Annotated in this window: 11 protein-coding genes; all 11 read right to left on the minus strand. The window is 65.0% G+C overall.

Features of this window, described 5'->3' with window-relative positions; genetic code table 11:
• Positions 1–42: 42 nt before the first annotated feature.
• Positions 43–591, minus strand: a complete 549-nt coding sequence (locus tag ENJ37_08455) for a class I SAM-dependent methyltransferase (GenBank protein ID HHL40523.1) — start codon at positions 589–591, stop codon at positions 43–45.
• Positions 592–1,008: 417 nt separating this feature from the next.
• Entirely contained in the window at positions 1,009–1,920 is a 912-nt protein-coding gene (locus ENJ37_08460; protein HHL40524.1) for a heterodisulfide reductase subunit B, read from the minus strand.
• Positions 1,884–2,843 (minus strand): succinate dehydrogenase/fumarate reductase iron-sulfur subunit, encoded by a 960-nt coding sequence (locus ENJ37_08465; protein ID HHL40525.1) that lies wholly within the window; start codon positions 2,841–2,843, stop codon positions 1,884–1,886. Before ENJ37_08465 ends, ENJ37_08460 begins: the two co-directional genes overlap by 37 nt.
• Positions 2,844–3,175: 332 nt before the next feature.
• On the minus strand, positions 3,176–4,846 hold the full coding sequence (locus ENJ37_08470; protein ID HHL40526.1) for an FAD-dependent oxidoreductase: 1,671 nt from the start codon (positions 4,844–4,846) through the stop codon (positions 3,176–3,178).
• A 253-nt stretch (positions 4,847–5,099) separates the two neighbouring features.
• Complete coding sequence (locus ENJ37_08475) at positions 5,100–5,654, minus strand: 2-oxoacid:ferredoxin oxidoreductase subunit gamma (protein ID HHL40527.1); 555 nt, start codon at positions 5,652–5,654, stop codon at positions 5,100–5,102.
• A gap of 228 nt (positions 5,655–5,882) precedes the next feature.
• The gene (locus ENJ37_08480) at positions 5,883–6,737 is read right to left on the minus strand and encodes a 2-oxoacid:ferredoxin oxidoreductase subunit beta (GenBank protein HHL40528.1); all 855 of its coding nucleotides are present in this window, start codon (positions 6,735–6,737) and stop codon (positions 5,883–5,885) included.
• 35 nt (positions 6,738–6,772) lie between these two features.
• Positions 6,773–7,903 carry a 2-oxoacid:acceptor oxidoreductase subunit alpha gene (locus ENJ37_08485; protein HHL40529.1) on the minus strand — a complete coding sequence of 377 codons (1,131 nt, stop codon included), beginning with the start codon at positions 7,901–7,903 and terminating at the stop codon, positions 6,773–6,775.
• Between the two features lie 37 nt (positions 7,904–7,940).
• Positions 7,941–8,147: a 4Fe-4S dicluster domain-containing protein gene (locus ENJ37_08490; protein HHL40530.1), complete on the minus strand. Its 207-nt coding sequence runs from the start codon at positions 8,145–8,147 to the stop codon at positions 7,941–7,943.
• A 111-nt stretch (positions 8,148–8,258) separates the two neighbouring features.
• Entirely contained in the window at positions 8,259–9,131 is an 873-nt protein-coding gene (gene sucD / locus ENJ37_08495; protein HHL40531.1) for a succinate--CoA ligase subunit alpha, read from the minus strand.
• A 369-nt stretch (positions 9,132–9,500) separates the two neighbouring features.
• Positions 9,501–10,673, minus strand: coding sequence for an ADP-forming succinate--CoA ligase subunit beta (locus tag ENJ37_08500; GenBank protein ID HHL40532.1), 1,173 nt, complete (start codon positions 10,671–10,673; stop codon positions 9,501–9,503).
• A gap of 113 nt (positions 10,674–10,786) precedes the next feature.
• The coding region (locus ENJ37_08505; GenBank protein HHL40533.1) for an FAD-binding protein at positions 10,787–11,063 on the minus strand (277 nt) is incomplete at its 5' end.

An 11,063-nucleotide genomic window follows, 5' to 3' on the forward strand; every position in this document is an offset into this window, starting at 1 on the left:
GCGCGCCCCCGCCCGGTGCGGCCCGGGCAGGCTTCCACCACGTCACGCCGGGCGTTCGAGTATACAGAAGAGCGCCAGCGGCTCGTGGTCGAGCGTGCCCCTGAAGGACGACTCCCTGACGGAGAGCACCTCGAGGGAACCCTCGAAGATATCCCGTATCATCTCGGCCGTGAACCGGTACGGCCCGCCCTCGACGGTCGTCTCGGCGGTGCTGAAGGTCTTGAGAAATAGCAGGCCCCTGGGCCGCAAGAGGCGGCGCACGGTGCGCACGTACACCGGGCGGTCGTCGGGGGCGATGACGTGGAAGCATCCCCTGTCGAAGACCATGTCGAAAGGACCGCAGAGGGACGAACCGCAGATGTCGTCGACGGCGAAACGGACGTCCACGCCCTCGGCCCCGGCCAGCTCCGCCGCCTTGCGCACCGCGGCGGCCGATATGTCGGCGGCCGTCACGCGGAAACCCCTCTTTGCGAGGGCCACGGCCTGGGTGCCGGGTCCGGCGCCGAGATCGAGCACGTCGCCGCCTTCGATACCGAGCTCGTCGAGCGCCGCCGCCAGGTCGTGGTCGAGCTCGCGGTGGAACCACGGCATCCGCTCCACGGCCTCTTCTTCATAGTATGTATGCCAGTCGACGAAACGGCGCTTACTCACAGTGAGGGCTCCCGCTGCCCGGCAAGAGACTTTCGATCCCCTTCGGCTCCCCTGTCTTGCGGAGCAGGGAGCTTACTTACTTGGGACAGCTCTGATTTATTGCACTGAGGGAACCTTTTTGTAAAGGGTCACAGACCCACGTTTCCCCCAGGGTAATCGAAGGGGGCGTCTTGTCCGCGCCGGCTGCCTCGGCGGGCTGCACCGGGGGTTCGGGCCGCAAAGGCGTAAAACAATCCCGCCTGGCGCGGGCCGAACCCCCGGTGCAGCCGAATATCCGAATAACATACGATGGGGCGGGGGAAAACGTGGGCCTGTGGCCCTTCTCCAGAAAGTTCCCCATAGGGTAATCAAAGACCCTCACCCCAGGACCTTCTCCGGTGTAACGAGGTGGCGCGAGAGTCCGAGCAGCTCCGCTCCCATGCCCAGGGCCAGCCCCACGAGCTGGGCCACGTGGAAGACGGGCAGCCCCAGGCGCTGGCCCGCCTTCTTTTCGGCCATGTTCTGGTAGTTGTCGAGGTTTATGTGGCAGAAGGGACAGGGCGTGACCATGCAGTGGGCGCCCATGAGCTTTGCGTCCTGGAGGCGTCTTGCCGTCATGTCCAGGGCCATCTCCTCGGCCACCAGGTCGACCTGAAAGCCGCAACAGCGGGTTCTGCCCGAATACTCCACGGGCTCGGCGCCGACGCACCTTATGACCGACTCGAGGGAGGCCGGGTCCTGGGGGTCGTCGAAGCCGAGCGCTGAAGAGGGCCTCAGGCTGTGGCAGCCGTAAAAGGGGGCCACCCTGAGCCAATCAAGGGGCCTCACCACCTTCTCGCCGAGGGCATGGAGCCCGTAGTCCTCTATGAGCACCCAGTGGAGAAGCTTCACCTCCACGCCGCCCGAATAGCGCAGGCCCGTCTTTCCGAGCGTCGAGTTGACCCGTTCCAGGAGCGCCCGGTCCGAGCGCAACTCGGCCTCGGCCGTGCGCATGACCATGAGGCACGTCGAGCATATGGTCAGGATGTCGAGCTCCATCTCCTCGGCCTGGGCGAGGATCCTCGCATTCAGGGTGAGCGAGAGCTCGCGATCGTAGTCGGTGAGCAGTCCGGCGCCGCAGCAGTTGGCCCTGGGCATGTCGTAGAGGGTGATGCCGAGGGCCTTGGCCACCCGCCGCGTCGTCTCGTTGGCCTCCTTGGTTATCTCCTGCGAGGCGCATCCCGGATAATAAGCATACCTGAGCTTCGACACGCTCACTCCCCCCTCTTCTTCGCCTCCACGGCCTTGCATATGGCCCTCACCTCGTCTATGCCCTCTATGGCGGGGAAGATGATGGGGTGGGGCATCTTGCCGTGAAGCTCCATCTTGAGGCCGAAGGGTATCATGCCCAGCGAGCGCAGAAACCCGAGGGTCTTGAACGTCATGGCCGCCTCGTCGAGCCTGCCCACGCGCCTTACCGAGTCCACGAGGGCCTCGACGTGCCTCGCCCCCTCGTTCTCCGTTATGCCGTACTCCATGGCCCTGGCCCGAAGCTCCTCTATGGCCCGGAGCGGCGAGACCTCCTTGGGGCAGTACTCGGTGCAGTGGTAACAGCGCACGCAGTCCCACATGCCGTGCTCCTCGCTCAGGCGCTCAAGGCGCCGCTCGGCGTTGGCGTCGCGCACGTCTCCCACGAAACGCCATGCCTTGGCCAGCGCCGACGGTCCTATGTAGCGCTCGTCCACCTCGGTGGCGTTGCACGAGGCGTTGCAACTGCCGCACATGATGCACCGCTGCGAGGCGTCGATCCTCGCGGCCTCGTCCCTCGATATGCTCCAGCCGCCCTCGGGCGGCTCGCCCCCGGAGGTGAGGTAGGGGGAGACCTTCTCGATCTTCTTCCAGAAGGGGTCCATATCGACGACGAGGTCCTTTATGACCTTGAAGTTGCCCAACGGCTCGAGGATCACCTCCCCGCGCTTCCTGTACTCCGCGGCGAGCTGCGTGCGGCAGGCGAGCTTGGGAAAGCCGTTTATGTTCATGGCGCAGGAGCCGCATATGGCGCTGCGGCAGGAACGGCGGAACGAGAGGGTGGGGTCGTCCTCGTCGGCGATCTTCAGCAGCGCCTCCAGCACCGTCATCCCCTCGGCGACCTCGACCGTGTAGGCCTGGATATAGGTGTCGTACCGGTCGGCCGAGAGCGGGTCGCAACGGCGTATCTTTATCTTTATCTTCATCCTTCTCTCTTAGGGGTATAGGCGGCGGCCCACGGCAGGCTCGGCCCGCGCCAGGCGGGGTCTGTTTACGCCTTTGCGGCCCGAGCCTGCCGTGGGCCGCCGCCCGGGGCGTCAATTACCCTGGGGGAAACTTTCTGTAGAAGGGCCATAGGCCCACGTTCCCCCCAGACCCCCTTCAAAGACTTTTAATTCCCTGCGGTTCATCCCGATTTTGCAAGCAAAATCGGGATGAACCGCAGGGCGTTAAAAGTTTTTGGAGGGAGTCTGAGGGAACCGTGGGTCTGTGACCCTTTTACAAAAAGGTTCCCTCAGTGCAATAAATCGGAGTTTCCTTAATACGTCCTTTCCCTGGGTTTGAACCTCGTTATGGTCACGTCCCTGTACGACAGTTTGAAGGCGCCGTCCTCTTTCCTCACCAGCGTATGTTTGAGCCAGTTGTCGTCGTCCCGCCGGGGGTGGTCTGTGCGGAAGTGGGAGCCGCGGCTCTCGGTGCGGGCCAGCGCCCCCGTGAGTATGGCCTCGCAGACGTCGAGGATGTGGCCCAGCTCGAGCACCGCCGGGAGCTCCATGTTGAAGATATCGCCCCGGTCGGTCAATGCAACGCGCCCGTAGCGCTCCCTGAGCCCCTCTATCGCCGAGAGGGCCTCCCTCAGACGCCCCTCGTCGCGGAAGACGCCGCACATGGCCTCCATTACCCGCCCGGCCTCGTTCCTCACCGCAAAGGCCGGCTCTCCGTCGGCGCGGTTGAGGATGCGGGCTATGGGCTCTGCCGCCAGGGCGAGGGCGTCGGAGGGGAAGTCCTCGAGCCTGCTTTCCAGGGCGAAGTCCCCGGCGGCCCGGCCCGCCCGCCTGCCGAAGACCACGGCCTCGAGAAGCGAGTTGCCGCCCAGGCGGTTTGCGCCGTGTACGCTCACGCAGGCACACTCGCCGGCGGCGAAGAGTCCCCTCACCGACGTCCTGCCGTCCACGTCCACCCTGATGCCGCCCATGGAGTAGTGGGCCGTCGGCTTTATGGGCACGGGCTCGTAGACGGGGTCCACGCCCGCGAAGTTGACGGCTATCTCGCGGATCTGGGGGAGCCGCTCGTTTATCTTCGCCTCGCCGAGGTGACGCAGGTCGAGGAAGACGCAGCCGTCCACACCGCGGCCCTCGTCTATCTCGGTCTGCTCGGCGCGGCTCACCACGTCGCGGCTTGCGAGCTCCTTCTTCTCCGGCGCGTAGCGCTCCATGAAGCGCTCGCCCTCCGCGTTTATGAGGTAGCCGCCCTCGCCCCTCGCGCCCTCGGTCATGAGCATGCCCGTGCGCTTGAGTCCCGTGGGGTGGAACTGGACGAACTCCATGTCCATGAGCTCAAGCCCCGCGTCGAGGGCAAGCCCCATGCCGTCGCCCGTGCAGGTGAGTGCGTTCGTGGTGGTGGCGAAGGCGCGTCCGTAGCCGCCGGAAGCGATTATGACAGCCTTGGCCCGAAGCCTGTGGAGCGTGCCGGTGGCGAGGTTCATGGCTATGACGCCGCGCACAACGCCCTCGCGGACCACGATGTCCACGACGAACCACTCCTCGTAGATGAAGACGCCGTGCTTGATGACCTGTTCGTAGAGGAGATGGAGAAGGCCGTGGCCCGTGCGGTCGGCGAGGTAGCAGGTGCGCGGATAGCCGGCGCCGCCGAAGGGGCGCTGGGCTATGGCTCCGGCCTCGTCGCGGGAGAAGAGCGCGCCCATGCGGTCGAGCTCCAGTATCTCCGCCGGGGCCTCGCGGCAGAGGACCTCGACGGCGTCCTGGTCGGCCAGGTAGTCGCTGCCCTTGACGGTGTCGAACATGTGGTCTTCCCACGAGTCCGTCTCCTTCATGGCGGCGTTTATGCCTCCCTGGGCGGCGACCGAGTGGCTGCGCACCGGGTGGACCTTGGAGACGACGGCGACGTTTATACCGCGCCGGGCCGCCTCGACGGCGGCCCTCATCCCGGCAAGGCCGGCGCCTATTATGACGATGTCGTGGGTGACCACAGGTCGGCCTCGGGCAACAAAAAAGGCCCCGACGGCCCCCGGCGCAACGGCCGGGGACCGGCCGGGACCCGGTCGGTCTCTATGTGCATGGCAGCAACCATGACAGTCAACGACTTCTCCTGAAAGAGGGCGCCGCGCGGCTTCTCAACTCCGTCCCCCCGCCGCAGGCGCTAAAGCGCCGGCGCCGTTGCGACAGGTGCGGGATTCGAGCGGCGTGTCTGCGGTCTCGGCGCGCCGCCGGCGACGGAAGAGGTCAGGCCGAACCCGCGGCCAGCTCCCTGCCCTTTTCGAAGCCTATGTTTATGGCCTTCTTGTTAAGCTCCAGGAAGGGCTTGGGGACCCTGGCGAGCACGGCCCGCTCCATGGCGTCGGGCTTGACGATGCCGGTGAGCTCGGTTATGAGGCCCAGCGAGATGATGTTGGCCACGATGGTCTTGCCCAGCTCCGTGCGGGCCGTCTCGATGATGGGAAAGCTGTAGACCCTGAAGTCGCCGGCCGGGACGTCCTTCACCTCGTCGGAGTCGACAAGGAGTATGCCGCCGGGCTTTACGTCCTTGTAGTACTTGCTGCAGGCCTCCTGCGTCATGGCGAGCATGCAGTCTATCTGCGTGGCCTTGGGGTAGTCTATGGGCTCGTTGCTTATGATGACCTCGGCCTTGCTCGCCCCTCCGCGCGACTCGGGGCCGTAGGACTGGCTCTGGGCCGCGTTCTTTGTGTCGTAGATGGCGGCCGCCTCGGCCATGATGATACCGGCCAGTATCATGCCCTGGCCGCCCGAGCCGCTGAAGCGTATCTCGTATCTGTCCATTACCGCAGATCCTCCTGTATGTGAAGCTCTATTGCGTCACTGACCGCCGCCGCGCCGTCGTCCGCAGGTCGAGACATCGCCCTCCCTGCGCCCCCCTGCCCCCCGGCGCCGGCCTCCCCCTGCGCCACCATGCTCCACTGCACCGGCCTGCCCCCCCGGTGCCGGCCTGCCCCCCGGCGCCGGTCCCGCCCGCGCCACAGCGGCGCGCCATCCCCGCCGGAGCGGGCGTCACTTGCCCTGGGCCTTCTCCACGAGCTTTGCGTACTGGTCGCAGTACTCGGGCCGCTCCACCTGGTGGAGTATGCCGCGCAGCATCTTGCCCTCCACCTTCTCGGGCGGGAGCCTGTCGGCCTGCCTGGCCGAGACGGTGCCGTTCTTCTCGATGATCTCCATCATCTGGGAAGCGCTCTTGAACTTGTTCTGCCTGCCGAAGTAGACGGGGCAGGAGTCGATCACCTCGACCACGGCCGTGCCCTTGTGCTTGATGGCGGCGAGGATGATCTTCTCGAGTTCCTGGGTGTGATAGGCCGTTCCCCTGGCCACGAAGGTGGCTCCCGCGGCCTTGGCCATCTCGCAGCAGTCGAAGGGCGGCTCGATGGAGCCGTAGCGGCTCGTGTGGGAGATGGAGCCCTCGGGCGTGGTGGGCGAGAACTGGCCGCCCGTCATGCCGTATATGTTGTTGGTGTAGACGAGTATGACCATGTCGATGTTGCGGCGGCAGGTGTGGATGAAGTGGTTGCCGCCTATGGCCAGGGCGTCGCCGTCGCCGGTGGTGACGATGACCTTGAGCTCCGGTTTCGCAAGCTTCACGCCGGTGGCGAAGGCGAAGGCCCTGCCGTGGATGGCGTGGAGCGTATTGAAGTCCACGTAGCCCGGCGTGCGGCTCGAACAGCCGATGCCGGAGACCATGCATATCTCGTCCTTGGTGAGCCCGCTCTTGTCCACGGCCCGCAGGAGCGACTTGAGCACTATGCCGTGCCCGCAGCCGGGACACCAGATATGGGGCAGCTTGTTGGGCCTCAAGTACTTGCTGTAGTCGAACGGCACGCTCGGCTTCCTCGCAACAGCGGCTACTGCCGACATGATGGTACCTCCATTTTGCTTTGAAAGTTTCGACCCTACGCGAATTTCTCCACCTCGGCCAGTATCTGACCGGGGTTTATGGGCTCACCGTCGACCCTGCCGATGCCGACGACTTCGGAGTCCCTGGCGCAGCGCTCCACCTCGAGCACGGCCTGGCCGAGATTCATCTCCGGGACGATTATGCCCTTGACCTGCCTTGATAGCTCGCGCACCGCCCTGTCGGGGAAGGGCCAGAGGGTGAGCGGCCTGAGAAGCCCCGCCTTTATGCCCTTCTCCCTCGCCGCCCTCACGGCGTAGCGAGCGCTGCGGGCCGTCGAGCCGTAGGCGAAGACGGCCACCTCGGCGTCGTCGAGCATGTACTCGTCGTTTTTCCAGATGTCGTCGAGGTTGTTCTCGATCTTGCGCATGATGCGCTTGTTGCCCTCTTCGATGACGGCGGCGTCGTTGGTGGGGAAGCCGTCGTCCTTGTGATTGAGACCCGTTACGTGGAAGCGGTAGCCCTCGCCGTAGGCCGCGAGGGGCGGCACCTCGAAGCGCGTGTCGTAGGGGTTGTACTCCTCGGGGCTGCATGTGGGTTTTGCCCTCTCGACGACCTCGAGCTCGCCGGGCTCTGGCAGGGTGATGGGCTCGCGCATGTGTCCCACTATCTCGTCGTAGAGGACCACCACGGGCGTGCGGTACTTCTCGGCGAGGTTGAAGGCCCGCACCGTCTCGGTGAGTATCTCCTGCACGTAAGCGGGCGTGACCGATATGGCCGGGTGGTCGCCGTGGGTGCCCCACTTCGCCTGCATCACGTCCGACTGGCTCGGCCCGGTGGGATATCCCGTCGATGGTCCGCCCCTCATGACGTTTATGATCACGCAGGGCACCTCGGCGATGCAGGCGTAGCCGAGCCCCTCCTGCTTGAGCGAGAAGCCGGGGCCGCTGGTGGCGGTGAGCGACTTGCTCCCAGCAAGCGACGCCCCTATGACGGCGCCGATGGAGGCTATTTCGTCCTCCATCTGTATGAACTTGCCTCCCGCCTTGGGCAGCCTCACGCTCATCACCTCGGCCACCTCGGTCGAGGGAGTAATGGGATATCCGGCGAAAAAGTTGCAACCGGCGTAGAGGGCGCCTTCGGCGCAGGCCTCGTTGCCCTGGTACAGTTTCTTCCTCTTTTCTGCCATTATCAAGGAACCCCCGTTTCTTGTCTTGTCCGGTCCGTCAATCGAAGACCTGTATGGCGAAATCTGGACACCTCAGGTCGCAGAGCTGACACCTCGTGCAGGCCTCCAGGTTGTGCACGGCCACGCAGGAGCCCTTCATCTCGAGCACGTTGGTGGGACAGAAGTCGACACAGATGCCGCAACCCTTGCAGAGGTTCTCGTATATCTCGATCCTCGGCAGTTTCTTGGCCGCCTCGCTGCTCATCGCACCTCCAAGTCAGAAGTTTATATGGAACATCACCGGAAGGCGGAATTCTACCATGTGAAGGGCCGCAAGTCAAATCATTCCGCCCTCGCCCCCTCCCTCTCCGGCGGCCTATCCGCCGAGGACCTCCCTGACGGCCGCGCCTATTCTGGCCGTGCTCTTGACGGTCTTTATGCCGGCCGCCTCCATGGCCTCGTACTTCTCGTCGGCCGTGCCCTTGCCGCCGGCGATTATGGCGCCGGCATGGCCCATGCGCTTGCCCTTGGGAGCGGTGACGCCGGCCACATGGCCCACGACCGGTTTCGTCATCTTCTCCTTGACGAACTGCGCGGCCTCCTCCTCGGCCGTGCCGCCGATCTCGCCGATCATGACGACCGCCTCGGTATCGGGGTCCTCCTCGAAGAGGGCGAGCACGTCGACGAAACTGGTGCCGTTGACGGGGTCGCCGCCTATGCCCACGCAGGTGGACTGCCCCAGCCCCAGGCGGGTTAGCTGGTCGACGGCCTCGTAGGTGAGAGTGCCGCTGCGGGAGACGACCCCCACGGAGCCGGGCTTGTGGATGTGGCCGGGCATGATGCCGATCTTGCACTCTCCCGGCGTGATGACGCCGGGACAGTTGGGCCCCACAAGCCTCGCGTCCCGTCCCTCCATGAACCTCTTGACCTTCACCATGTCGAGCACCGGTATGCCCTCGGTGATGCAGACCACAAGCCCTATGCCGGCGTCTACGGCCTCCATTACGGCGTCGGCCGCGAAGGCCGCGGGCACGTATATGACCGATGCGTCGGCCCCCGTCTCCCTCACGGCCTCGGCCACGGTGTTGAAGACCGGTATGCCGTCAACGTCGCTTCCGCCCTTGCCCGGCGTCACGCCGGCGACCATCTTCGTGCCGTACTCCACCATCTGACGGGTGTGGAAGGTGCCCTGCTCACCCGTTATGCCCTGACAAACAACCCTCGTCTCCCTGCCCACCAAGATGCTCACGTCAAACCCTCCTTGACTTCTCGAGGGAACCTTTTTGCAACAAGTTCCCTCAGACTCCCTCCTCCCTCCAAAAACTTTTAACGCCCTGCGGATCATCCCGATTTTGCCTGCAAAATCGGGATGATCCGCAGGGAATTGAAGGGGGCCTGGGGGAAACGCGGGCCTATGGCCCTTCTACAGAAAGTTTCCCCCAGACTGCCCGCGCCGACTGCCTCGGGGGCTGTGCCGGGGGTTCGGGCCGCAAAGGCGTAAAAACCCCGCCTGGCGCGGGCCGAACCCCCCGGCACGGCCGAAGATCCGAATAACATACGACGGGGCTGGGGGAAACGCGGGCCTGTGGCCCTTCTTCAGAGAATTTCCCCCAGGCAATCAACCGGCGCCGGCGGCGGCCACGACCTTTTCGGCCGCTTCGTCCATGCGTTCGGCCGTGATGATATTGAGACCGGAATCCCCGAGTATGGCCCGTCCCTTGTCGACGTTGGTGCCCTGGAGCCTCACCACGAGCGGCACCTTGACGCCCACTTCCCTGGCGGCCGCCACCACGCCCTCGGCTATGATGTCACAGCGCATGATGCCGCCGAAGATGTTGACCAGCACGGCCCTGACGTTGGGGTCGCTCATGAGTATCTTGAAGGCCGCCGTCACCTGCTCTTTCGACGCCCCGCCGCCCACGTCGAGGAAGTTGGCCGGGTTTCCGCCGTAGAGTTTTATTATGTCCATGGTGGCCATGGCCAGGCCCGCGCCGTTGACCATGCAGCCTATGGTGCCGTCGAGGGCCACGTAGTTGAGGTCGTGGCGCGACGCCTCTATCTCCTTGGGGTCCTCCTCGTCGAGGTCGCGCAGCCCCTCTATGTCCTTGTGCCTGAAGAGCGCGTTGTCGTCGAAGCTTATCTTGGCGTCCAGCGCGATGACGTCGCCGTCCCCGGTCACGACCAGCGGGTTTATCTCGGCCATGGAGGCGTCGGTGCCCACGAAGGCGTTGTAGAGGCCCGTCATGAACTTTACGGCCTTGCCGACCCTGGCCTTGTCGAGACCGAGGCCGAAGGCGAGGTTTCGCGCCTGGTATGGCATGAGCCCCACGGCCGGGTCCACGTACTCGCGCAGTATCTTCTCCGGGCTCTTCGCCGCCACCTCTTCTATCTCCACGCCGCCCTCGGAGCTCGCCATCATGCACACGCGCTGGCGGCCCCTGTCGACAACGAGGCCGACGTAGAGCTCCTGCGCTATGGCGCACCCTTCCTCGACGAGGACCTTCTTCACCTCCCTGCCCTCAGGACCGGTCTGGTGGGTGACGAGCACCTTGCCGATGAGCTCCCTTGCATACGCCGCGGCCTCGTCGCGGCTCCTCGCAAGCTTCACTCCGCCCGCCTTGCCGCGCCCTCCGGCGTGTATCTGGGCCTTGACAACACAGACGGGACCGTCGTCGAGGAACTCCTTTGCGATCTCCTCCGCCTCCTGGGGCGTAAAGGCGACCTTGCCGCGCGGCACGGCCACGCCGTAACGCCTCAAAATCTCCTTGGCCTGATACTCGTGAATGTTCATTCCCCCTGTCCCCTCCTCCTTAGCGTCTTCCTGCTCTCCTTGCCTGAGGAAACTCCGACTTATTGCACTGAGGGAACCTTTTTGTAAAAAAGGTTCCCTCAGGCGCGCGGGCCCTAAGCGAATCTGCGGGATTTCACGTGGTCCGGCGCGTAGTCGGGCAGAACGACCGGCCCTGTGAGGGCGTCGTCGATCCCCTCTTTTTCGAGTTCGCGGTGAAAGGCCTCCACGTGGACAAGCGTGGGCTCCGGCGCGCCTTCCATGGCCTTTGCGTAATCGGCGGCGGCAAGGCCCGCCCGGCGGCCGAAGACGAGCACGTCGAGCAGCGAGTTGCCCATGAGGCGGTTGCGGCCGTGCACGCCGCCCGACACCTCGCCCGCGGCGTAGAGTCCC

Source organism: Deltaproteobacteria bacterium (assembly GCA_011375175.1).
Classification (GTDB): Bacteria; Desulfobacterota; GWC2-55-46; order GWC2-55-46; family DRME01; genus DRME01.

What these genes read in the sequence shown, in the direction of transcription:
- ENJ37_08500 (HHL40532.1), bottom strand. Translation starts at nt 10,673, where the DNA reads ATGAACATTCACGAGTATCAGGCCAAGGAGATTTTGAGGCGTTACGGC.
- ENJ37_08475 (HHL40527.1), bottom strand. Translation starts at nt 5,654, where the DNA reads ATGGACAGATACGAGATACGCTTCAGCGGCTCGGGCGGCCAGGGCATG.
- ENJ37_08460 (HHL40524.1), bottom strand. Translation starts at nt 1,920, where the DNA reads ATGCAAGGCCGTGGAGGCGAAGAAGAGGGGGGAGTGAGCGTGTCGAAG.
- ENJ37_08480 (HHL40528.1), bottom strand. Translation starts at nt 6,737, where the DNA reads ATGTCGGCAGTAGCCGCTGTTGCGAGGAAGCCGAGCGTGCCGTTCGAC.
- ENJ37_08490 (HHL40530.1), bottom strand. Translation starts at nt 8,147, where the DNA reads ATGAGCAGCGAGGCGGCCAAGAAACTGCCGAGGATCGAGATATACGAG.
- ENJ37_08455 (HHL40523.1), bottom strand. Translation starts at nt 591, where the DNA reads ATGCCGTGGTTCCACCGCGAGCTCGACCACGACCTGGCGGCGGCGCTC.
- ENJ37_08465 (HHL40525.1), bottom strand. Translation starts at nt 2,843, where the DNA reads ATGAAGATAAAGATAAAGATACGCCGTTGCGACCCGCTCTCGGCCGAC.
- ENJ37_08485 (HHL40529.1), bottom strand. Translation starts at nt 7,903, where the DNA reads ATGGCAGAAAAGAGGAAGAAACTGTACCAGGGCAACGAGGCCTGCGCC.